The sequence below is a fragment of the Glutamicibacter nicotianae genome (genome assembly GCF_002797775.1).
Taxonomy (GTDB): Bacteria; Actinomycetota; Actinomycetes; order Actinomycetales; family Micrococcaceae; genus Glutamicibacter; species Glutamicibacter nicotianae.
This window is the reverse complement of the sequence record NZ_PGEY01000001.1, coordinates 3,187,738-3,211,322: the sequence shown is the minus strand read 5'-3', so window position 1 is coordinate 3,211,322 and position 23,585 is coordinate 3,187,738. Positions and strand designations below refer to the sequence as shown.

Here is a 23,585-nt window from a genome sequence, read left to right as displayed (position 1 = left end):
CTACTTGGCTCCCTTGGCTTCGCCGATCGAGTGCAGACCCGTCGGGATGGTTCCGTTGATAAAGTAATCGCCCACCGAACGCGCCTTGAAGGCCACTGGATTGTGGGTGGCGACGGTGCGCGCATTGCGCCAGAAACGGTCCAGCGACTTGGAAGTGGATACCGCCGAGGCGCCGGTGACGTCGAAGAGTTCGCTGGTGGCATCCAAGACCAGCTTCGGTGCGGCCACGTGCGCCTGTTGCACGGCAAGCTCGGCGCGCAGGAAGGCTTCCTCCGCGTTCAAGCCGAGGCTCGGGTCCAGTGCTGCGTCAAGGTCGCGGGCCGCCGACACCACAATTGATTCTGCGGCGAATACGTTCGAGGCAAGGCGTCCTACGAGCTCTTGGATCTGCGGGTCGTCCTTGAACAGCACGCCGGAGCCGGTGTTGAAGGTACGGGTGCGGGTCGCCACGATTCGGGCGGCTTCGTTCCGGGCTGCTTTGCCGATGCCAACCAGTACCGAGAGCAGGCAGAGCTGGAAGAACGCCGGCTCCAGGGTGGAAGCCACCTTGCGCTGGATGATGTTCTGCTCGTCCACCGCGACGTCGGTGAAGATCGCGGTGCCGGTGCCGGTCAGCGGCTGGCCGAATCCGTCCCAGTCGTCCAGGATTTCGACGCCTTTGGCGTGGCGTTCGACTACCGCGTACTGCCGCCCCTCAACGCCTTCGGTGGTGGCCATGACGACAACCCAGTCCGCGAAGATCGATCCGGTGGTGTAGTACTTCTCGCCGTGCAGCACCCACCCGGCGTCCGTCTTGACGAGTTTGGTGTTGGTGCTGCCCAGGGCGTTGCCGCCGCGCTCGGTGGCGGCATTGCCGAAGATTTCCCCCGCAAGCACCCGCGGGAACCAGCGCTCCTGGAACTCCTGAGGCTGCAGGGCAATGGTTTCCACGAACGAGAAGTGGCTGCGCAGCAAGTGGGCTACGTTGGAGTCGGCTGCCGCCAGCTCGATAAGCAGGCGGAACAGGTGCTCATGGCTAATCGGCGAGCCACCGTGGCTGGCTGGCACGCGCAAGGTGGTGAATCCTGCGTCCTTGAGCCACTGCACCTGTTCGAAAGGCAGGATGCGCTGCTGTTCGCGTTCGGTGGCGCCCTGCGCGATACGGGCAAATACCTGGCTGAAGTGTGCCAAAAGTTCTTGGTAAGCGGCTTCGGTGTGCTGCTGGGCGGAAGGACGGAATGTTGCCAAGGCTTCAGTGCTCATGGATGCTCCTAGTAGATTCTGGAATTGGTGTGAAATGGCTAGGCGGTACGCGAATCGGCCAATTCGCGAAGTACCTTGCCGGGATTCGCCGCAAGTAGGGTCCTGGTGTACTCATGCTGGGGATTGGAATAGATTTCATCGACGGTTCCCGACTCGACAATTTGCCCACGGCACATCACGCCAACGCGGTGGCTGATCCGTTCCACCACATGCAGATCATGGGAAATGAACAGGTAGGTCAGTTGTTCTTCGCGCTGCAACTGGTCGAGCAACTCAAGTATTTGTTCCTGGGTGAGTACATCAAGTGCGCTCAATGCTTCATCGAGGACGAGAATTTTGGCACCGCTTGCCAGAGCCCGGGCAATGGCGACGCGTTGGCGTTGTCCCCCGGAAAGCTCTCCTGGGCGTCTTCCGACCAGCTGTTCTGGCAGATTCACCTGATCCATCAACTGCGCGACTCGCTGGGCACGCCAAGCGGCATCACCCAGACGGTAGTTGACCATTGGTTCAGCGATGATCGAGCCGATGGATTGTCGCGGGTCCAGGGCAGAGTCGGGGTTCTGATAGACCAGTTGCGCGTCTCGCCAAAGGTCGTAGCGCTGCTTGCCGCTGATGTTGGCGACTTCTCTGCCGTTGACCAGCACGGATCCTTCGGTGGCTGGATGCATTCCCATGATGATTTTGGCTGTTGTGGATTTTCCGGAACCGGATTCGCCTACCAGCGAGAACGTGGTGCCTCGCTGCACTTCGAAACTGACGTCGGAAAGAACCTGGTGCCCGTTGCGGCCTTTGCCGAAGACCTTGCCGAGTCCCTCCACTGTGATCGCGATGTCGTCTGAGGTTGAAGGTTGCTGCCGGTCCTGGTGTGCATAGGCCTGGTCGAGCAGTGCCTTGGTGTACGGTTCAGTGCTCTGTGCAACCAGCGCCGGAACGCTGCGATCTTCGAGGAGCCTCCCCGAATTCATGACCAGTACCCGGTCTGCGATGTCAGTCGCAACAGCCAGATCGTGAGTTACGAAGAGTACAGTGGTTCCCTTCTTCCGAGCCAGCGAAACGAAAACTTCCAAAACTGTGCGCTGGACGGTGACGTCCAAGGCGCTGGTGGGTTCATCCGCAATGAGCAGTTGAGGATTCAACGCGAAGGCGATGGCAATCAATACACGTTGCTTCAGCCCGCCAGAAAGCTCGTGCGGAAATTGATCCAGCCGGCTTTCCGCCCGGTCGATGCCAACGCTCTGCATCAGTTCGATTGCCTTGGAGCGCCACTGGGCCTTTGGAACTGAGCGTGACGGATGCAAACGGAATACTTCGATGATCTGGGAGCCAATGGTCTTCACGGGATCCAGCGAGGCGCCCGGATCCTGCGGGACTAAGCCGATTCCGGCACCACGAATGGCACGCCAGTCGGACAAAGAAAGATTGGTGACTTCAGTACCGCCGAAACGCACGCTTCCCTGGACCTCAGTCCCCTGTGGCAATAGGCCAATCAGGGTCTTGGTCAGCGTTGATTTGCCCGAGCCGGATTCACCGACAATGGCAACGATTTGTCCCGCTGGGATTTCCAAGTTGATGCTGTCAGCAGCTACGGTGCCTTGGGCATACTGGACTGTTAAGTCCTCGATGCGGATCACCGCAGAAGAAGCGTTGCTGGTTGCGTTCATGGTCTTGTCCGTTCATCGAAGTGTAGAGCTAGAATCGGAATGCCTTGTTGATGGCACGTCCCAGTACGGCTGTCAGCATGACCGCCGACACGATGACCAATCCCGGCAATGTCGTCAGCCACCAAGCCACCGAAAGGTACTGGCGGCCTTCGGAAATCAGCAGTCCCCATTCAGGGGTTGGCGGTGGCGACCCGAAGCCGAGGAACCCTAAACCGGAGATCGCAAGAATTGCAGCACCCAGATCCACAGCTAGCAAGGACAGCACCGGACCGACAATATGCGGGATGATGTGCCGACGCAGCACCGTGAAGTACTTCCCGCCACTCATTAACGCTGCCTGCACGAAATCTCGAGAGCGGACCCTCAGCACCTCTGTGCGCACGAGGCGCGCGAATGCCGCGATCGAGGCGATGCCTACACCCAGGCCCAAGGACAGCGGTCCAGGTTCAGTCGCGGTGACCAGGATCAGCGCAATGAGGAAGGCCGGAACTGCCAGGACAATATCGACAAATCGCATTGCCACGGTATCTGCGAAACGTCCAGCAGTGCCCGCCAGCAGACCGAGGATCGAGCCGACAACGCTTCCAACCAAGCACGCCAGGCCCGCGGTCAGCAGGGTCTGGCGCGTTCCGTAGACAACTCGGCTGTAGATGTCACGCCCCAGATGGTCGGTTCCGAACAGGTGTTCCGCGGATGGCGCTTGCAGCTTGTCGGCCGGCACACCAGTAATCGGGTCGTGGCCCGTAAAGAGCGATGGGAAAAAAGCCCACGCCGCAAATACGGCCAGCGGAATGAGAACCCACCAAGCGGCAAACCAGCGTGCTGCTGGATTTCCTATTTTGGTTGCAGTCTTGGTTGAAGCTAGCGGCTGGTCAGCAGTGTCCACCGATCCAACGTGTTCGGTTATGAGACTCATTAGTCCTACTTTCCTTACGCAACAAGCGAGCGGGTTGCGCCGCTTGTTGACGTGACGATGCGTGGATCGAGCTGCGGGTGGATGAGATCAACGAGCAAGTTGACTGCGGTGAAAACGACTGCGGTCAGCAGCACCAATCCCTGGACCAGTGGAATGTCCTGCGCCGTCACTGACTGCAAGATCAGCTGGCCTAATCCCGCGCGGGAAAACACGGTCTCGGTGATGACGGAACCAGCGAGCAAGGCACCAATGGTGATACCGGCAATGGATAGCGCGGCCGGGGCCGCGTTCTTCAAGGTGTGCCGGTAGAAGATCCATGCTTCCCTTGCGCCTTTGGCGCGCAAAACTTCAATAAACGGTTGCCTATTCACTTCCTGCACGCTCTTGATCAGAACTTGGGCAATCGGAGCGCTCAGGTGCACGGCCAGCACGAAGATTGGCACCGCCAACGACATGAACGATCCATCCGGGAACAGCGACATCACGCCGAGCTGCACGGCCAACAGCTGCAAGAGCAGCAGACCCAACCAGAAAACAGGTATCGAAACCATCAAAGGTGGCAGGTTCAGCAGCGCCTTGCGCAACTTCCCGCCTCTGGCCAGGCTCGCAGCCGACGCGATAATCAGGGCGAATACCACTGAAAGAACGAATGCACTGCCAGCCAGAATCAAGGTTGATCCAGCGACTTCCCCGATGCGCGTTGCCACTTCCGAACCATTGGATAACGAATATCCAAGATCCCCGCGAAGCAGCCCGAGCAACTGCGAGAAGTACTGCACGAAGAGCGGCTGGTCGTATCCGTAGTATGCCTTCATCTGGGCAATGGTGGCCGGATCCGCCGCCGAGTCAGTGCTCAGGAAGATCGTGACCGGGTCATTCGGCAAGGATTGCACGGCAATGAAAACCGCTGTGTAGGCAAGCCAGATGACCAGAAGCGCCTGTCCCAGTCGTTTTACGATGTAAGTGCCCATGGATTTGGTTCCTAGCCTTCGCTCTTCCAAGCACCTTGGAAGATGGGCGCGGTACCGGAAGTGAACTCGACGTTCGCCGAGCTATTGGCGCCATAGACCTGGACTTCGTCCCAAAGAACCAGCGTCAGCGCCTTGTCCAGCACCAGGGCACGCTGTTCTTCTTCGACCAGCTTCAGGTGTTCCTCATCGGTGGTCGCCGACTGCTCTTTGGTGAAAAGCTTATTCAGTTCAGGATCAGCGCGAAGGGTCTGGTTGTTGTTCGCAGGTGCATAGACCGGGCCCAGTCCGCCGTACGCAAACTGGCGAGTTCCGAAGAACTCCACCTTGTCGTCGACAAGTGCGTTGGTCAGGAAAGTATTGTCCGCCGCGCGGTTGATCAGCTGGACGCCGATCTCGCGCCATTGCTGCTCAATCAGTTCGAACGCTGGCTTGATGACTACGGAGTTATTGGAGGTGGAAGCCGTGACTTCCAACTTTTTCCCGTCCTTCTCCCGAATGCCATCTGCGCCCGGCTTCCATCCGGCCTCGTCCAATAACTGCTTGGCCTTTTCCGGGTTATAAGCCAATTCTGCTGACAGGTCTACAAACCCTGGTGCCTTGTGGTTGAGGATCGATCCCGAAATGACATAGCTATCCGAGAGAACGGTGTCTTTGATGGCCTGGCGGTCGATTGCAACCTGCAGTGCCTGGCGGACTTTGACGTCTCCCAGCTTTCCCGAGCCAATGCGCACGGCTGCGTGGTTGGTGGTCAGGTCCACCCCTTCGGCGGCATAAACCTTGCCGCCGCTGGAGGCCAGCACCTGTTCGTCTACCGGCTGCAATCCTCGGACGAGATCCACCTGCCCGGACTGGGCGGCGCCGGCACGGCTAGCGACCTCTGGAAGGTACTTGATAACCAGGGTATCCAGGTAGGCATCGCCCTGGTTCGGGGCAGTTTCTGGCGCCCAGGCGTAGTCATCCCGGCTGCTGAAAACGACTTCTTCATCAGGCTTTTCCGATTCGAAGACGAATGGGCCGGAACCAACTATCTTGGAGATCGAAGACTGCGCGGCATTGTCCAGTTCAAGGGTCTTCGGGGACACCAAACCAGCAGTTACGGAGGAAGTCGACCTGAGGAAATTGGCATCTGGTCGCTTGAGCGTTACCTTGACCTTGTTGCCCCCTACGACTTCTGCCGACTTATAGGCGGCAAAATCAACGTTTGGCGCAATCTGGGCAGACTTGATTCCCTTTCCAAGGGCGTCCAGGTTCAGCTTCACAGCCTCAGCATCCAGCTTGGAGCCGTCTGAGAAAGTGACACCGTCGCGAATGGTGAAAGTGAACTCCGTCTGGTCCTCATTGGCTTCGAACTCGCTGGCGATCCAGCCAACCAGTTTGCCGGCTTCCACGTCATAGTAGGTCAGTCGATCAAGCACTGAGTTTAGAACATTCGCCTTCTCATAGAAGCGTGCTGCCTGAGTCTGCCAATTGTTGATAGGGGTGACTTCAGCGAAGGTGAAGGTGCCTCCTTCAACCGGCGTCCCTGGATCGGCTACCGCCTGCGCTGCGCCCGTCTTATTGGCGTTGCCGCCGCACGCGGTGAGCGATAAGCCCAGAACGGCAAGAATCGCAGTGGTCTTCAGTCCAAAATGTGCTGTACGCATGATTTCAAATGTCCTCTCGGTTGGTGACCCGAGGATTACGCCTAGATTCCCTGTACGTTCTGCCATGATTCGTGGGACTACTCTTGGCGAGTTTCTCCCGGCAGACTGTCGTGAAAATTAGCAATCTCCATCGGTCCCGGCCTTAGCACCGCTCCCGTTTACGGGTGGTTGCTGCGACTTCAACGAGCCAGGTCTCTCGGTCGCTCTGGATGGGGTGTCCGGCTGTACCGGCCGAACAATTCAAGTCTGCAACCCGTGAATTCAGCAGACAAGCGTTACGTAAGACAGGGGTCATGAAGTCACACAACGCATTCTGAAATGCCCGATGCTCGTCATATTGGACGTAATGCTCTGTCACAAGTCCAAGGATTAAGCACCTTGACAGGAAATCCTTGACGCTGCTGGCCTCGGCGGAGACAATGCGTCATCAGGAGCGCGAAGCGGCCCGGCTCCTGTCGGTGCCGGGCCGCTTCGCGCACGCCGAAACGTGCGGCGCAATGGGGGTTGCCGTCAGGAACCGGAGACCGGGGTGAGCACTCCCTGGACCAGTGGATCCTCGGTCGTGGCCAGGTACTCCTGCAGCCGCGGATCGGAAAATGCTTCCGCCAGCTTCTGCGCATCGGCGCTCTTGGCATACTCCGCGCCCATGATCAGGCGGGAGGCAAAGGTCTTGGGCGGCTCGGGGAACAAGATCCCCTGGTCGCGGTCGACCTTGCCCGCATCGAACTGGGAGACGTAGCCGATCGCCACACCGACGTCGTCGAGCATGCGCGGCATCGCCAGCAGGTCGGCTTCCTTCAGCTCGAAGCCCCGGGGGTTATCGATGACATCGGAGATCTTCGCGGTGCGCGGTTCGATGTCCGGGTCCAGGCCGAGCAGGCCCTCGCGTTGCAGCAGCCACAGCGCCTGGCCCTGGTTGGCCACGTCGTTGGGCAGCAGCAGCGAGGAGCCGCGCGGGATCTCCTCGACCGAGTCGTAATGGTTCGAGTAGAGCCCGAAACCCCACTGGAAGAGCTCCACCGTGGGTTCCAGCTCGACTCCGGCAGCCTCGGCGGACTGCTCCATGTACCACTGGTGCTCGAAAATGGTGGCATCGAATTGGCCGCTGGCCACCGCCTGGTTGGCCTGGATCGGATCCTGCAGCCCGACCTTCTCGATTTCGATGCCGTAGTCAGGCGCGATCTGGCGCGCCACGAAATCCAGGATCTTCTCCTCCCCGGCCATGGCCGGTTCGAAGTGGACCGTGAACTTCGTCTGGCTTCCGGCGGCCGAGGCGGCGGCAGGGGCGGAACGCTGCTGGCCCAGCAGCACGCCGAGGATGAGGGCGGCCACGGCCGCGAGGGCGGCGATGGTCCAGGGAAGGGCATTGCGGTTCTTGCGCAGCGTGAAGCCGTGGTCGTGCCCGGTGTGCGGTGTAGTCATGGTCTCGCTCGTTCGTTCGTTCGTCGATGGTGTTCAGGGACGCGCCAGGGCGCGGGCGATGCGGTCGCCGAGGAATTGAACAATTTGCACGGTCAGGATCAGCACCACGATGGTCGCCAGCATGACATTCATGTCGAAGCGCTGGTAGCCGTAGGTCACGGCGAGATAGCCGATGCCCCCGGCCCCGATGGTCCCGGCGATGGCCGAGTACTCGATCATCGAGATGGTGTTCAGCGTGATGGCCGAGGCCAGGGCCGGCAGCGCCTCGCGGATCTGGGTGGTGCCGATGATCTGCGCGGCCGAACCGCCGGTCACCAGCCCTACGGCCAGGTTGTGCCTCGGCAGGTCGTTCAGCGCGTTCTGCACCAGCCGGGCGAAGAACGGGATGCCGGCAATGGTCATGGGCACGGCGGCCGCGGCAATGCCGATGGTGGTGCCGGTGACCCATTTGGTGAAGGGGATGATCGCTGCCATCAGCACCAGGAACGGCAAAGAGCGCCCCATGTTGGCGATCCAGCTGAGCACCGCATGCAGGCGCGCCCGCGGGAAGAGCCCCTGCCGATCGGTGTTGTACAGCGCGGTGCCCATCAGTCCTCCGAGGCTGATGACCAGGGCCATGACGATCCCGACCATGGCCCAGGTCTGGCCGTAGGCCGGCAGCATCAACGCCGGCAACTGCTGCCACGGGGTGTCAGTACCCACCGCTGCGCTTTCCAAGGGGATTCTCATGCGTTGGCCTCCACCAGTTCGTGATTGTTGCGGGCCAGGCTGCCCGGGTCGGCCTGCAGGCCCCACCCGTCCAGCAACCGGACCAGGTCCTGAGGGCTCGCGCCCCGCACGCCCAGGCGCACGCGGCCCAAGGTCCCGTCGTGGTGCGCCTCGACGGCCCCGCCAAGCAGGGCCACCGCGATTCCGTGCTCGATGCCCAGCCGGGAGATCCAGCCGGGATCGACCCGGTCTTTGCGGTAGGCCACCGTCACGGCATAGTCGAAGCCTGCCGGCAGGTCCTCGGCCCGCAGCGGCAGCAGCTTCTCCCCGGTCGCCGAGCCTGGGGAGGCCACCAGCTCATGCAGCGCTCCATGCTCGGCGATACGCCCACCGGCCAGCTGGGCAACCTCGTCGGCCACATGTCGCACCACATCCATCTCATGGGTGATCAGGATGATGGACAGGCCCAGGTCGCTGCGCAGCGAATCCAGCAGCCCCAGCACCTGGTGCGTGGATTCGGGATCCAGGCCCGAGGTGGCTTCGTCGGAGAGCAGCAGCCGTGGCCGCAGGGCCAGGGCCCGGGCGATGCCGACGCGTTGCCGCTGGCCGCCGGAGAGCTGCCCGGGATAGGCGTTCGCCTTCTCCAGCAGCCCGACCCGGTCCAGCAGCTGGGCCACCCGCTGCTGCATTTCATAGTGAACCACCCCGAGGTTCCGCAGCGGAAGGGCCACGTTCTCGGCGACGCTCAGCCGGCTCAGCAGGGCCGAGTTCTGGAAGATCGTGCCGATGGCACGGCGTTCGGCGCGCAGCGCCCTGCCAGAGAGCGCGCCGAGATCCTTGCCGTCAACGAGGATCTGCCCGCTGCTGGGCTTCTCCAGCAGCGAGATGCAATGGGACAGGGTCGATTTGCCTGCCCCGGAAGGGCCGACCACTGCGGTGATCGAGCCTTCCGGCACCGACAGGTCGATCCCCTTGAGCACCTCGATGCGCCCCTGCGCGGTGTCATAGTGCTTGTGCAGATCCTTGATCTCGATCATGCTGCGTGCTCCTTGGATGTTGCACCGGGAAGGACTGCCCAGGGCCGAGCCTGTGCCGGCTCGTAGCCAGGCGTGGCCCGGTGGCAGCCACTGCTCCATCGGTCCTGGCGGTAGCACCGTCCCGCGGTTCGGGTGGTTGCTGCGACGTCAACAAGCCAGGTCTCTCGGTCGCTCTGGATGGGTTGCCCGGCCTTTGGAGGCCAGGTGTTCCCAGCATGCGTTCCCTGGCCGGACCAAGCCAAGAGTTGCGCAACACTGCGACATCACGTCATTTCCGATCCGGCACTGCGGGCCGTCGGCGTCATCTTCGGCGTCATGATTCGCCGCATTGCCCCGCGTGTGACCTTCCGGGACGCAGGTGCCCTCGCGGATTTGACCTCGGCCTTGGGTCCTGTGCCCGGCTGGGCATCGGGAATACGTGCAGCTGGCCTACGGTTGGAATCACCGAATGCCTTGGAAAGGAATGCCATGAAGATTGCCGTGACCGGAGCCACCGGACAACTCGGAGGACTCGTCATCGATGCGCTGCTGGAGCGCGGGGCCGTTCCCGCGCAGCTGGTGGCCATCGGCCGTTCGGAAGAAAAACTGGCCCCGCTGGCAGGCAAGGGCTTGGAAACCCGCGTTGCCGATTACAACGTCCAGCCAGATCTGGTTTCTGCGCTTGAAGGCGTCGACAAGCTGCTGCTGATCTCCTCCAGCGAAGTGGGCCAGCGCGTTGCCCAGCATGAGAACATCATCAACGCCGCCAAGCAGGTGGACGTCTCGCTGATCGCCTACACGTCCATTGCCAACGCGATGACCGGCGGCATGGAGCTCGCCGAGGAGCACATCGCCACAGAGCGATTGCTGGCCGGATCCGGCATCGGGTACGTGCTGCTGCGCAACGGCTGGTACATCGAGAACTACACCGACCAGCTCATGGGCTACCTCAATAGCGGCGTAATCCTCGGTGCCGCGGGCGAGGGCAAGATCAGCGCTGCCGCCCGGGCCGATTTCGCGGAGGCAGCCGCGGCGGTGCTGCTGTCCGATGAAGAGCAGAACGGCAAGATCTACGAGTTGGGCAGCGACAAGCCATTCACCCTCAACCAGCTTGCTGGCGCTGTCGGCGCCGCCGCTGGCCAGGACGTCGCCTACAAGGAAGTGGATCCCGAGCAGCTGGAAAAGATCTACGCTGATGCCGGAGTCCCAGGACCCTTCGCGCACATCCTCGTCGATACCGACGTGCGCATTCGCGAAGGAGCACTGGAGGTCAGCACCGGTGATCTGGCCAAGCTGATCGGCCGCGCTCCAGCGTCCTTGGGCAAGGTCATCAAGGACAACCTGGACAAGTAGCACCGATCATCGAGGGTCCAGCGGGCAGGCACTCGCGGCAGTCGCTGCCGCGGTGCCTGCCCTGCAGCATTTAAGCTTCATAACCGCGAATATTCGCGCGACAAGGGGGCAATTTAACGCCCAGATAGATTGTGCTGCGTGTCACAAGCTCGCTGGGAGGTTCCGCTCCCGTAAATTTGCGCATACTTCATCCCCACCTGAAGAGGAGATAAAAGTATGCCACGAGCACGTTTGAGGCCAGTTGCCTGCGCTGCAGCCCTCGCCTTGGGCCTGGGAGCTTTCTCGGCTGTCCCGGCGAGCGCGGATCCACGCCACACCGAAAAAGTCCCGACTGCCATTGGAACCGGAGGCGCGGTGTCTTCGGTGGACCCGGAGGCCACCGCCGCCGGTATCGAGGTCCTGCGCAAGGGAGGCAACGCCGTGGATGCGGCTGTGGCCACCGCGGCGGCACTCGGCGTCACCGAACCCTACAGCGCCGGCATTGGCGGTGGCGGATACTTCCTCTACTACGATGCGCAATCGGGAAAGGTCAGCACGATCGATGGTCGCGAAACCGCCCCGGCAGGCATGGCCAATGGCGCATTCATCGATCCTGAAACCGGCGAGCCGTACAACTTCACCCCGGAACTGGTTTCCAGCGGCGTGGCAGTCGGCGTGCCCGGAACCTTGGCCACATGGCAACGCGCCCTGGACAATTGGGGTTCGCAGAACCTGAAGCAGGTCTTGCGGCCGGCAACCAAAATCGCTTCCCGCGGCTTTGCCATTGATGAGACGTTCCGCGAGCAGACCTTGGATAACAAGGAACGGTTCGCCGCGTTCCCTGCCACGAGCGAATTGTTCTTGCCCGGCGGGGATGCTCCCCAGGTCGGGACCATCTTCAGGAATCCGGATCTGGCGGACACCTACCGGATGCTGGCCAAGCAAGGCCTCGATGGGTTCTATGCGGGAGACTTGGCTGCCGAGATCGCCCATACGGTGCAGGAACCGCCAAAGAGCGCAGATACCGGCCTCCCGGTTCCCGCGGGGCAGTTGTCCACCGCCGATCTGGCCGGCTACGAAGTGGTTGAGCAGGAACCCACCCAAGTGGATTATCGGGGCTACGATGTCTTCGGCATGGCTCCATCTTCCAGCGGAGGAACCACCATCGGCGAATCGCTGAACATCCTGGGCCAGTTCGACGTGGCGGCCATGGACGAAGCCGAGGCGTTGCACCATTATTTCGAGGCAACTGCTCTTGCCTACGCTGATCGCGGCAAATTCGTCGGCGACCCGGCTTTCGCCGATGTTCCGACCCGGACGCTGACAGACAAGCTGTTCGGTGCGGAGCGCGCATGCGCCATCAATCCGGGCCAGGCCGCGGCCAAGCCGGTCGCTCCTGGCGATATCGAGAACTATGATGGCCAGTGCCCGGCTGCCACAAGCGAGCCGGTTGAAGAGCGGGACACGGAAAACATCTCCACCACCCACCTGTCGGTGGTGGATCGCTGGGGCAACGTCGTTTCATACACGCTGACCATCGAGCAGACCGGCGGCTCCGGCATGGTGGTTCCCGGCCGCGGATTCCTGCTGAACAATGAGCTGACCGATTTCTCCACGGTCTACGATCCGCAGGATCCGAACCGCATCGAGCCGGGCAAGCGCCCGCGCTCATCGATGGCGCCAACCATTGTCCTGCAGGACGGCGAACCGGTGCTGGCCATCGGTTCCCCGGGCGGTTCAACCATCATCACCACGGTGTTGCAGACCCTGGTGAACCGCATCGACTTGGGCATGAGCATCAGCGAAGCCATCGCCGCGCCGCGGGCATCTCAGCGCAATACGGCCGCGGTCACCGCCGAACCCGAGTTCATCGAAACCTATGGCCCTGCGCTTGAGGCCTTTGGCCACAAGCTCACGCCTGCTGGCGATTCCTTCACCCCGCAGGCTGAAATCGGTGCCGTTGAAGCGGTGGAAATCGCAGCCGATGGCACGCTCACCGCGGCGGCCGAGCCCACCAGGCGCGGCGGCGGTTCGGCCATGGTGCTGGAGCCAACCGAGTAGGCGTGCAGAAAAACGGCGGCCTGCGGCAACATTCTTGCGAAGTTGCCGCAGGCCGCCGCCTATTGCGCTAGCTGGCCAGCCGCTCAGGCCTGGGCGGCCAGCCGGTTGGCGACCTTGTACTGGGCTGCGCGGTGGGTGCCCTTCACGCGGTCCCCCTCGCCGAACAGCTTGTTGCGCAGCGAGCCCTTGGCGTACTCGGTCTTGTATGCGCCGCGCGCTTGCAGCTCGGGAACCACGTACTTCACGACGTCCTCGAAGGTGCCCGGGGTGATTGCGTAGGCCAGGTTGAAGCCGTCCACGTCGGTGTAGTCCACCCAGTCGATGAGCTTCTCGGCGACCTCGGCGCCGGATCCGACGGTGATCGGGCCGAAGCCGCCCACGCCCACCCATTCGGCCAGCTGGCGGATGGTCCACGGCTTGCCCTCGTCGCCGCTGGCCTTCTGGAAGGTTTCCACCGAGGACTGGATGGCGTTGGACTTCACGTTGGCTCCGATGACGTCGTCCGGGCCGTACTCGGACAGGTCAACGCCCATCCATCCGGAGATCAGTACTTGGGCGCCCTCGATGTCGGCGTAGGACTTGTAGTCCTCGAACTTCGCCTGCGCGGCGGCCGAGTCCTCACCGGTGATGATGGTCTGCATCGCGAAGATCTTGATGTCGTGGCGGTCGCGGCCAGCGGCCTGGGCCGCGTCGCGGATCTTGGTGACGGTGGCCTTGAGCATTTCGCGGGTAGGGCTGGTCACGAAGACCGCTTCCGCGTTTTCCGCGGCGAACTTCATGCCGCGCGAGGAGGCGCCGGCCTGGTAGATAACCGGGGTGCGCTGGGTGCTCGGTTCGGTGATGGCGATGCCAGGCACCTTGAAGTACTTGCCCTCGTGCTCGATCGGGTGCACCTTGGCAGGGTCGGTGTAGATGCCGCTGGCCTTGTCTGCCTGCACCGCGTCCTCCTCCCAGGAGCCTTCGAGCAGCTTGTAGACGACCTCAAGGTACTCGTCCGCGTGGTTGTAGCGCTCGTCGTGCTCCATCTGGTCGTCCTGGCCCATGTTGCGCGCGGCGGAGGGCAGGTAGCCGGTGACCACGTTCCAGCCCACGCGGCCGTTGGTCAGGTGGTCCAGGGTGGCCAGGCGGCGGGCGAACGGGTACGGGTGCTCGTAGGCGGTGCCGGCGGTGACACCGAAGCCCAGGTTCTCGGTGACCGCTGCCATCGCGGAGACCAGCATGAACGGGTCGTTGACCGGGGCCTGGGCGCCGGTGCGCAGCGGGGACTCGTTATTGCCGTTGAACACGTCGTAGGTGCCCAGCACATCGGCCAGGAACAACCCGTCGAACTTGCCCTCTTCCAGCACCTTGGCCAGGTGGGTCCAGTAGCCGATGGTCTTGTAGTCGGCGGCTTTGTCCTGCGGGTGGCGCCACAGACCCGGCGACTGGTGCACCACGCAGTTCATGTCGAATGCGTTGAATAGGATCTCGCGCTTGTTCTCGCTCATGTCTTTGCCCCCATTAGGTCGATGTTCATGGAAAGTATCTGGTTTGCGTCGCGGGCGCTCAGGCCCGCTGGGTCGAATCTTCGCCGGTGACGGACAGCCGCTGCGGCTGGACTCCGTTGATCTCGTAGTCCCCGACGATGCGCGCCTTGTAGATCGCCGGGTTGTGCGTGGCGATGGTGCGCGCATTGCGCCAGTGCCGGTCAAGGTTGCAGCCGCTTCTGGTGGACGAGGCCCCCAGCCCGTCGAAGAGCTTGCTGGTCACCCCGATGGCCAGCGGCTGCACCACGGTTTGCGCACGGTTGGCTGCCAGCTCGCAGACCGCGTAGCGTTCCTCGTCGTTCAGCCCCGGATCGCCCAGGGCCGCCTCGACTTCGAGCACCGCGCCGATCACCACCGAGTCGGCGGCGAAGGACTCCGCGGACACCTCGCCCACCAGCTGCAGGACCTGGGGTTCCTGGTACACCGGCACCCCGGTTCCGGTGGTGAAGATGCGGGTGCGTGCCTGCACGGCGCTGCGCAGGTCGTTCAGCGCGGCGCGGGCGATGCCTGCCTGCACGGACATGAGCACCAGCTGGAAGATCGCCGCTTCGGAGTCGTTGCGCTGCTGCGGCATGAAGCAGTCCACCGGGACCTGATGGAATTCGGTGGTCCCGGTTCCGGTCAGGCCCTGGCCGAATCCGTCCCAGTCATCGAGGATCTTGACGCCGCTGTGCTGGGTGGAGACCACCGCGATCTGGCGCCCGGCCAGCTCCGGATGGGCCACCGCAACAGTGGTCCAGTCGGCAAAGATGGTGCCGGTGCAGTAGTACTTCTCGCCGTCGACTACCCAGCGCCCGTCCACGAAGCTGGCCTTCGTATTCAAGGTGCCCAGGGCGTTGCCGCCGCGTTCGGTGTAGGCGTTGCCGATGATCTGCCCGGCGGCGATGCGGGCCACCCACTTCTTGTGCAGCGCCTCGTCTTCCAGTGCCAAGACGTTCTCGACGAAGGCGATATGCGCGCGCCACAGCTGGCCTACATGGGAGTCGGCCTCGGAGAGCTCGATGAGCAGGCGGAAGACATCCACCAGCCGCGCACCGTAGCCGCCGTCGGCCACGGGAAGGCGCAGCGCGCCGAAGCGCTCGCGGTTCAGCAGGCCTACCTGCTCGAAGGGAAGCACGCGGTTCAGGTCGCGGTCCTTGGCGGTCGCGGCGATCTGAGCGAAGACCGGGCGGAAGATTTCGGCCAGCCGGTCGTACTGCTCATCCGCGCCGGGACCGGGAGTGATCTTCAGCAGCTGCCGGGTGGGCAGCTGCTCCTCGAACTTGTCCAGTTCCAGCGCGCTGGCTTGCGAAGGATCGCTGAGCTGGTTGAAGTCCAGCCCTGGGGCATTCGGTGATTCGCCAATAGGCATCAGGGTTCTCAATTCTTTCCATCGGTCCTGGCGGTAGCACCGTCCCGCTCTTCGGGTGGTTGCTGCGGCGTCGTGGAGCCAGATCTCTCAGCCGCTCTGGATGGGTCGTGATTCATTTGTAACGGTAATAATCCGGCGCTTCCAAGCCGCGAAGTCATATTTCGCCTCAGAGCGGGGAGGCCCTAGGCTCAATTCCCACAGCCTAATCCCCGTCCCATCGAAGATGAGTTGCACGGATTGACTTGCAGTCGATCAAACCGGCCCTAGGTAAAATAAATAACGAAATTTCTGGGAAATGTGACGCAGGTGTCGAAGATTTTTTCATGTTACGCAAGATTTGCGTCCAAATCGTTCGACTCGCTGTAATAGAGGGGTAACCATCCCGAGCGGCCGAGAGATCTGGCTCTTTGACGCCGCAGCAACCACCTTCGGAGCTCCACCTCCGCAGGCCGGTGCTACCGCCAGGACCGATGGAGATTGATATGGCTCTTACCATTGCAGCGCCCGAGGCAACTTCAACCACCTCAACCGCACTGGACGTCCAATTCAGCAACGTGTCGCGGACCTTCACCACAAAGAAGGAAAGCCGCACCGTGCTGGCCGACATCAACTTGCACATTCCAGCCGGCCAAGTCCTCGCGATCCTAGGCGCCAGCGGCTGCGGAAAATCCACGCTGCTGCGTTCGGTCTCCGGGTTGGACCACCCCTCCACCGGTGACATCCGCACAGGCACCCACGAGGTCAACGGCATCAACGAGCTATGCGCCGTTGCTTTCCAGGAACCACGGCTGCTGCCGTGGCGATCGGTGCGCGAGAACATTGCGCTGGGTCTGGCCCCAGGAACCGAGAAGGCCTCTGGCGACGCGCTGATTGATGAGCTGATCGAGCTGACCGGGCTGAGCCATGCAGCCAGCCTGCGCCCGCGGGAGATTTCCGGCGGCATGGCCCAGCGTGTTTCGCTGGCTCGCGCGCTGGCCCGCCGCCCGGGCGTATTGCTTCTCGATGAGCCCTTCGGCGCACTCGATGCCCTGACCCGCCTGAAGATGCAGGATTTGCTGCTCTCAATTCACGCATCATTCCCCACCACGGTACTCATGGTGACCCATGACGTGGACGAGGCTTTGACCTTGGCTGACCGCGTTATCGTCTTGGGACGCAGCACCGGGAACGGCGCGGCTGGTGTCATCGAAGACCTAGCGATCTCCGCCGGGCAACCGCGCCGGCACACGGACGAGAAGTTCGTTGCCGATCGCCTGCACCTGCTGCGCCTGCTCGGCGTCGACCCAACCAACCATTAATCCAGGGAACGCATTGGATCCTCGGCGATCCTTGCTCTCTGCCCTATCGTCCATCCGCTTGCACGCATAATTCTAGGATTCTCCATGCTCTTGAACCGCTTCTCCCGCCGCACCGCACTGTCCGCCGCCGCTTTGCTCATGGGCGCAGTTGCCCTGACCGGCTGCGCTGGCGAAAACGCTACGGCCGACTCCGGTGATCAGACCTTGTCCATCGACTTTGCCACGTACAACCCGCTGAGCCTGGTGCTCAAGGAAAAGGGATGGCTGGATGCGGCCGCCAAGGAACAGGGCGTTGACGTCGAGTGGATCCAGTCCGCAGGTTCCAACAAGGCCAATGAGGCGCTTCGCGCCGGTGCTATTGATGTCGGTTCCACCGCCGGTTCCGCAGCGCTGCTGAACCGTTCCAACGGTGCACCAATCAAGACCGTCGCCCTGTACTCCCAGCCGGAATGGGCAGCCCTGGTAGTGGACAAGGATTCAAAGATCGAGTCCGTTGAAGACCTGGCAGGCAAGACCGTGGCCGCCACCAAGGGCACCGATCCCTACTTCTTCCTGCTCCAGGCTCTGGACACCGCGGGACTGAGCGAAGATGACATCAAGCTGCAGAACCTGCAGCATGCCGATGGCCGCACCGCGCTGGTCAACGGTTCGGTCGATGCCTGGAGCGGCCTGGATCCAATCATGGCCGCCGCCGAAGAAGACGGCGCGCAGCTGGTTTACCGGAACCTGGACTTCAACACCTACGGTGCGCTGAACGCCCGCGAAGATTTCATCGAGCAAAGCCCCGAACTGGCCCAGCTCGTGGTCGACGCCTATGAGAAGGCTCGCGGCTGGGCTGCCGAGAACCCTGGGGAAACCGCTGAGATCCTGGCCGACGTTGCAGGGCTCGAACCAGAAGTTGCCAAGACCGTGATCGAGGAACGCTCCAATCTGGACGTTCCGGCGGTTCCCGACGCCAAATTCACCGGAGTGCTGAGCAACATTGGCCCCACCCTGGTGGCCAGCGGCGATGTTTCCAAGCAGGAATCCGTAGATGAAGCACTGGCAACCCTCGTTGACGACCAGTTTGCCCTCAAGGCAGATGCTACGAAGATCTCCGGAGAGTAACCAGCGATGAGCACCGCAAACGTAGCTGATACCCGGGAAAATCCGACACCTGCCAAGCACAAGGCAGGCATCGCCACAACGATCCTGCGAGCACCCAAATGGCTGCTTGCGCTGATCCTGCCGCTGGCCACCCTGGCTGTCTGGCAATTCGTCACGGTGAGCGGCACCGTTGCCCCGTGGACGCTGCCGACTCCAGGCTCGGTCGTTGCCGCCGCCTTTGAGCTCCTCGAAGATGGCGATCTTGGCAAGCACATCGGCATTTCCACCCAGCGTGTTCTGCTCGGCTTCGCCTTTGGTTCCCTGCTCGGCCTGGCGCTGGGCGCCCTCGTCGGCCTGTCCAAATTGGCAGATGCGTTTCTGGGCCTGAGCATCAGCGCCCTGCGCGCCGTCCCTTCGCTGGCTTGGGTTCCGTTGCTGGTGCTCTGGATGAAAATGGGCGAAGATTCCAAGGTCACGCTCGTGATCATCGGCGCGTTCTTCCCGGTCTTCACCACCGTCGCCTTGGCATTGCGCCATGTCGATGCCCACCTGATCGAGGCCGCTCGCTCCTTCGGCTTGAAGGGACTGAAGCTGCTGCGCACAGTCCAGCTGCCCGCGGTAGTCCCTTCCATCTTCTCCGGACTGCGCTTGGCACTGGCCCAAGCGTGGCTCTTCCTGGTCGCGGCTGAACTGCTCGGAGCATCGATGGGCTTGGGCTTCCTGCTCACCGATTCGCAGAACAATGGCCGCCTGGACCGCCTGATCATGACCATCGTGCTGCTGGCCGTCTTCGGAAAAATCACCGATGCCCTGCTATCGATAGCCGAACGCTGGGCGATCAAACGCTGGACCTAGCCCCGGACTAGCTAGCACCGGCTGGCAACGCTATCCCTTCCCCCACCAAAGAAAGTTTGCAATGACCACCGAATTGGCAACAACCTCAGCACCTGAATCAGAGGCGGCACGCCAGGAATTCTGGGACGAAGCGGCGCACCTTTTGGATTGGGACACCCCGTGGCACACCACCAGCCGCATCATTCCGGCTGACCCCCAGGCGCAGCGCGGCCCGGAAATTTCCTGGTATCTCGGCGGCAAGCTGAACGCGGCAGTGAACTGCGCCGACCGCCACGTCGCCGCAGGACGCGGCGAGAAGGTTGCGCTGTACTTCGAAGGCGAACCCGGCGACCGCGTTGCAGTCACCTACAAGAATCTGCAGGAGCGGGTTTCCCAAGCTGCCAATGCCTTGGAATCCCTGGGCGTGGTGAAGGGCGACCGCGTGGTCATCTACCTGCCGGTGCTCATTGAAACCATCGTCATCACCTTGGCATGCGCCCGCATCGGCGCCATCCACTCGCTGGTCTTCGGCGGGTTCTCTGCCGAAGCGCTGAAGTTCCGCGTGGAAGACACCAAGGCGAAGGTGCTGGTCACCACCGACGGCCAGTTCCGCCGCGGCACCTCGGTCCCGGTTAAGGACAACGCCGATGCGGCAGTTGCCGGCGAGAACGTAATCGAAAAGGTGCTGGTGATCCGCCGAACCGGAGATGAGATCCCGTGGACCGAGGGCCGCGACGTCTGGTGGCATGAGGCGGTTGATACCCAGTCCACCGAGCACACCCCGGAGTTCTTCGACTCCGAGACGCCGCTGTTCATCATGTACACCTCGGGGACCACCGGCCAGCCCAAGGGCCTGGTGCACACCACCGGCGGCTACCTGACGCAGGCGGCCACCAGCTACAACATGTTGTTCGCCAATCCAGACGAGTCCCAGCGCGAGCACGATGTGCACTGGTGCACCGCTGACCTGGCCTGGGTCACCGCCCACACCTACGAGATCTACGGTCCACTGGCTAACGGCGTCACCCAGGTCATCTACGAGGGCGTGCCCAACGCCCCGCATCCGGGCCGGCACTTCGAGGTCATCGAACGCTACAAGGTCACCAGCTACTACACCGCTCCCACCTTGGTCCGCTCGCTGATGGGCTGGTTCCCCGACGGCATCCCGGCAGAATACGACCTGTCGTCGGTGAAGATCGGCGGCACCGTGGGCGAAGCGGTCAACCCCGAGGCGTGGAAATGGTTCCGCCAGCAGATTGGCCGCGACACCGCGGCGGGCCTGCCCATGGTCGATACCTGGTGGCAGTCGGAGTCCGGCGCGACAGTGCTTTCCCCATTGCCTACGGATGAGCACTTCAAGCCGGGTTGCGCCGCACGTCCGCTGCCGGGCATTTCGGTGGACATCGTTGACGCCAATGGCCGCAGCATGCCGGCCAACGAGCAGGGAAATATTGTCATTACCCGCACCGGCCCGTCTATGGCCCGTACCGTTTGGGGCAATCCGGCACGCTACTACACCAGCTACTGGGAACAATACGTCGAGCAAGGCTGGTTCCTGGCCGGTGACGGTGCCCGCTTCGATGAGGACGGAGACATCTACATCCTGGGCCGCACCGATGACGTGATCAACATTTCCGGCCATCGGCTGTCCACCATCGAGATCGAGTCGGCGCTGGTCACCAACCCCGGTGTGGTGGAAGCCGGGGTCTGCCCCACCCCGGATCCCAAGACCGGACACGCTGCTACCGCCTTCGTGGTGCCGCTGGACAAGACCCTGATCGCCGAGTCGCCTGATGCGGATCTCGCTGCCCGGCAGGCCGAATTCATCGCCGAGCTTCGCGAGACCGTCGCGGTCCAGATCGGCCCGATTGCCAAGCCGCGTGAAATCGTCCTGGTTCCAGATGTGCCCAAGACGCGTTCTGGCAAGATCATGCGCCGCCTGCTCACCCAGTTGTTCGAGGGCACCACGCTCGGCGATACGACAAGTCTGCAGAATGAGCCGTGCATCCCGGAGATCAACGCGATCTGCCGCGCTCGCGGCTAATCAGCCAGGCCAAGCCACCAGAGGTTAAATAAAGTGAAGCTTCTTCCCGGAATCGGGAAGAAGCTTCACTTGCTTTGCCGGTAATTACTCCCCGGCAGTTGGCTTCGGGCTCTCGCCGTCGCCCTCAGTTTTCTTGCCGTCCTTCACCGGGTCAATGGTGGCCTCGGTGGCTTCGGTGGCGAAGATCTTCACTTCAGCCTCCTTGCCATCGACACTGACCAAAGGAATTTCGGTGGTCATCAAGCTGAACTGGCTGCCCTCATGGCGGTCAATCGCCTGGCCCACGGAATGCTCAAGCACCTTGCGGGCCACCTTGTCGCCCAGCACCAGCGGATCGTTGCTCAAGTCCTTCCACAACGCCACGCAGAGCAGCAGCATCACGATGACGAACGGCAGCGCCGAAACAATGGTGATGTTCTTCAGGCCGTTCAATGCCTCCGCCGGATGATCACCGCCAGCCAGCAGCATCACCGCGGCAACAGCACCGGTGGCCACGCCCCAGAAGATCACCGCCTTCTTGGTTGGCTCTTCGGCGCCGCGTTCGCTGAGCGCACCCATCACGATCGAGGCCGAGTCTGCGCCGGTCACGAAGAAGATCGCAATCAGCAGCACGGTGACGACCATCAGCACGGTAGCCACCCAGCCTGCCAGCGGCAGGCGGCCGAGCATGTCGAAGAGGATCAGATCGAAGTTGATATCTGGGGCGCCATCGACGATATTGGCCAGCTTTTCCCCGGTTTCCCCGGCGCGTTCGGCACGTTCCTGAATGCCGATTGCGCCGCCACCGAAGATCGAGAACCAGATCAAGGTGACAGTCGATGGCACCAGCAGCACGCCGGTAACGAACTGGCGAATCGTGCGGCCGCGGGAGATGCGGGCGATGAACAGGCCGACGAATGGGCTCCAGGAGATCCACCAGGCCCAGTAGAAGACGGTCCACGAGGACAGCCAATCAGACATTGCAACATCGCCAGCCGCCGTGCGCGAAGCCATCTCCGGCAAGTCGCCTATGAAGGAGCCAATGGCGTTAGGGATGACGTTAAGGATGAACAGCGTTGGACCGCCAATGAATACGATCAACGCGATGATCACTGCCAGCACCATGTTGGTGTTGGACAGCCACTGGATGCCGCGCTCGATGCCGGAAACAGCGGAAGCAACGAACAAGGCAGTCAAAATCGCGATGATGACCACCAGAACGCCGGAACCGACTTTCTCCATCATCCCGGTGGCCTGGATGCCGCCGCCAATCTGCAACGCGCCAAGGCCCAGCGAACAGGCCGAGCCGAAGAGCGTGGCGATGATAGCCAGGATGTTAATCGTGCGGCCGCCCCAGCCGTGGATGGCGCGGTCGCCGAAGAGCGAGCTGAACATGGCGGAGAACAGCTGCGGGCGTCCCAGCCGGAAGCTGCCGTAGGCCATGCCCAAGCCGACAATCGCGTACATGGCCCATGGGAACAGCGTCCAGTGGAAGAGCGTGGTGCCCATAGCGGTGCTCAGTGCCTCGCTGGTGGAGCCTTCCACGGTTCCCGGAGGAGGCGACATGTAGAAGTACAGCGGTTCACCGACCCCGTAGAAGACCAGTCCGATGCCCATGCCGGTGGCAAACATCATCGAGATCCACGAAACCGTGGAGAACTGTGGCGATTCACCGTCCTTGCCCAGCGGGATGCGCCCGAAGTTCTTGGCCGCTACGACAATAGCGAAGACCGCGAATAATGCGGCGGCGATGACAAAAAGCCAACCAGTGTTGGTGATAACCCAGTCCAAGGCTGCGCTGGAGGCCATGCCCAGCCCCGACGGGGTGGAAAAACCCCAAATGATGAATGCCAGCGCGATAACGCCGGCGATTCCGAATACCCAATAATCCGTACCGGAAAGGGAGTACTTCTTAGGTCGCCTGTGGCGAACTGAATGCAGTTCCTCGACGAGGTCTACGATTGATTGATCCGTCTGCTTCATTGCGTTCTTCCTTCACTGGTGAGATCCCGTGGAGAAGTTCCAGACGGAATCTGCCCAGCCATCGTTTCTCGAGTCAACGATCGCCATGCAGTGTGATTGATTGCGAATTGCTTTTCGGGTGTCGGTCCGTTGTGTTTAAATCTAGCTTCAGAACTGCTTGAATGAAACAGCTATTCTGCGCAAATATCCCGCGAATTATTCCTGCGAGCTGAACCGATTTAACACGGAATTGACACGATAAATCCCAAAATGGGCCTTTTCCAGCATTGTCGACATCTCACCGAGGGTCAAATCAGATCCTTGATTTCACGCCATTTCCAACGCTGGATACGCTCTGGATCACGATGTTTTCGCTGGTACCGCCATCCGTGTGAGCTTCCTCGCCTCGCTCGGATTTCCGGTTTCCGCTTCCACGAAATCCTTACCCGCCCCGAATTACTTCCGAAGTCGGAATGACCTATTCTCCACTTTGTTTATTCGTCTGAAATATCCGGGATTCAACAATCGCCTCA

Annotated in this window: 17 protein-coding genes and 4 riboswitches; of the genes, 6 read left to right on the top strand and 11 right to left on the bottom strand. The window is 61.9% G+C overall.

The features are described 5' to 3' along the window. From ATK23_RS14945 to ATK23_RS14910, 8 genes are all read right to left on the bottom strand, one after another. Positions 1-1,242 carry an acyl-CoA dehydrogenase family protein gene (locus tag ATK23_RS14945; protein ID WP_066143668.1) on the bottom strand — a complete coding sequence of 414 codons (1,242 nt, stop codon included), beginning with the start codon at positions 1,240-1,242 and terminating at the stop codon, positions 1-3. A gap of 38 nt (positions 1,243-1,280) precedes the next feature. Continuing rightward, positions 1,281-2,903: an ABC transporter ATP-binding protein gene (locus ATK23_RS14940; protein ID WP_066143664.1), complete on the bottom strand. Its 1,623-nt coding sequence runs from the start codon at positions 2,901-2,903 to the stop codon at positions 1,281-1,283. A gap of 28 nt (positions 2,904-2,931) precedes the next feature. After that, positions 2,932-3,819, bottom strand: coding sequence for an ABC transporter permease (locus ATK23_RS14935; RefSeq protein WP_083515669.1), 888 nt, complete (start codon positions 3,817-3,819; stop codon positions 2,932-2,934). A gap of 14 nt (positions 3,820-3,833) precedes the next feature. Further along, positions 3,834-4,790 carry an ABC transporter permease gene (locus ATK23_RS14930; protein WP_066143661.1) on the bottom strand — a complete coding sequence of 319 codons (957 nt, stop codon included), beginning with the start codon at positions 4,788-4,790 and terminating at the stop codon, positions 3,834-3,836. 11 nt (positions 4,791-4,801) lie between these two features. After that, positions 4,802-6,433 carry an ABC transporter substrate-binding protein gene (locus ATK23_RS14925; protein ID WP_245858451.1) on the bottom strand — a complete coding sequence of 544 codons (1,632 nt, stop codon included), beginning with the start codon at positions 6,431-6,433 and terminating at the stop codon, positions 4,802-4,804. Positions 6,434-6,557: 124 nt separating this feature from the next. Further along, positions 6,558-6,649: riboswitch (SAM riboswitch) on the bottom strand. 294 nt (positions 6,650-6,943) lie between these two features. Next, on the bottom strand, positions 6,944-7,855 hold the full coding sequence (locus ATK23_RS14920; protein WP_066143656.1) for a MetQ/NlpA family ABC transporter substrate-binding protein: 912 nt from the start codon (positions 7,853-7,855) through the stop codon (positions 6,944-6,946). Between the two features lie 33 nt (positions 7,856-7,888). After that, positions 7,889-8,584, bottom strand: coding sequence for a methionine ABC transporter permease (locus tag ATK23_RS14915; protein ID WP_066143654.1), 696 nt, complete (start codon positions 8,582-8,584; stop codon positions 7,889-7,891). Further along, complete coding sequence (locus ATK23_RS14910; protein ID WP_066143650.1) at positions 8,581-9,600, bottom strand: methionine ABC transporter ATP-binding protein; 1,020 nt, start codon at positions 9,598-9,600, stop codon at positions 8,581-8,583. Before ATK23_RS14910 ends, ATK23_RS14915 begins: the two co-directional genes overlap by 4 nt. Before the next feature lie 92 nt (positions 9,601-9,692). Further along, positions 9,693-9,784: riboswitch (SAM riboswitch) on the bottom strand. Between the two features lie 284 nt (positions 9,785-10,068). Here ATK23_RS14910 and ATK23_RS14905 point away from each other — a divergent pair. Together ATK23_RS14905 and ggt are read left to right on the top strand one after the other, a co-directional pair. Then, entirely contained in the window at positions 10,069-10,932 is an 864-nt protein-coding gene (locus ATK23_RS14905; protein ID WP_066143647.1) for an SDR family oxidoreductase, read from the top strand. A gap of 216 nt (positions 10,933-11,148) precedes the next feature. Beyond that, the gene (gene ggt, locus ATK23_RS14900; RefSeq protein WP_066143644.1) at positions 11,149-12,972 is read left to right on the top strand and encodes a gamma-glutamyltransferase; all 1,824 of its coding nucleotides are present in this window, start codon (positions 11,149-11,151) and stop codon (positions 12,970-12,972) included. A gap of 83 nt (positions 12,973-13,055) precedes the next feature. On the opposite strand, the gene ATK23_RS14895 is transcribed toward ggt, so the two are convergent. Together ATK23_RS14895 and ATK23_RS14890 are read right to left on the bottom strand one after the other, a co-directional pair. Then, on the bottom strand, positions 13,056-14,459 hold the full coding sequence (locus tag ATK23_RS14895; RefSeq protein WP_066143642.1) for an LLM class flavin-dependent oxidoreductase: 1,404 nt from the start codon (positions 14,457-14,459) through the stop codon (positions 13,056-13,058). Positions 14,460-14,517: 58 nt separating this feature from the next. Continuing rightward, complete coding sequence (locus ATK23_RS14890; protein ID WP_066143640.1) at positions 14,518-15,849, bottom strand: acyl-CoA dehydrogenase family protein; 1,332 nt, start codon at positions 15,847-15,849, stop codon at positions 14,518-14,520. Between the two features lie 15 nt (positions 15,850-15,864). Beyond that, positions 15,865-15,956: riboswitch (SAM riboswitch) on the bottom strand. Positions 15,957-16,223: 267 nt separating this feature from the next. Beyond that, a riboswitch (SAM riboswitch) is annotated at positions 16,224-16,326 on the top strand. A gap of 5 nt (positions 16,327-16,331) precedes the next feature. Between ATK23_RS14890 and ATK23_RS14885 the strand changes: the two genes are divergently transcribed. From ATK23_RS14885 to acs, 4 genes are all read left to right on the top strand, one after another. Continuing rightward, positions 16,332-17,147: an ABC transporter ATP-binding protein gene (locus tag ATK23_RS14885; RefSeq protein ID WP_038992052.1), complete on the top strand. Its 816-nt coding sequence runs from the start codon at positions 16,332-16,334 to the stop codon at positions 17,145-17,147. An 84-nt stretch (positions 17,148-17,231) separates the two neighbouring features. Then, positions 17,232-18,254 (top strand): aliphatic sulfonate ABC transporter substrate-binding protein, encoded by a 1,023-nt coding sequence (locus ATK23_RS14880; RefSeq protein WP_066143637.1) that lies wholly within the window; start codon positions 17,232-17,234, stop codon positions 18,252-18,254. Between the two features lie 6 nt (positions 18,255-18,260). Beyond that, a complete protein-coding gene (locus ATK23_RS14875) occupies positions 18,261-19,088 on the top strand; it encodes an ABC transporter permease (protein ID WP_066143634.1) in 828 nt (275 codons plus the stop codon). Between the two features lie 61 nt (positions 19,089-19,149). Further along, complete coding sequence (gene acs, locus ATK23_RS14870) at positions 19,150-21,111, top strand: acetate--CoA ligase (protein WP_066143631.1); 1,962 nt, start codon at positions 19,150-19,152, stop codon at positions 21,109-21,111. Between the two features lie 84 nt (positions 21,112-21,195). Here the strand turns inward: acs and ATK23_RS14865 are convergent, their stop codons facing one another. Continuing rightward, positions 21,196-23,073 carry a BCCT family transporter gene (locus ATK23_RS14865; protein WP_083515668.1) on the bottom strand — a complete coding sequence of 626 codons (1,878 nt, stop codon included), beginning with the start codon at positions 23,071-23,073 and terminating at the stop codon, positions 21,196-21,198. Positions 23,074-23,585: the final 512 nt, after the last annotated feature.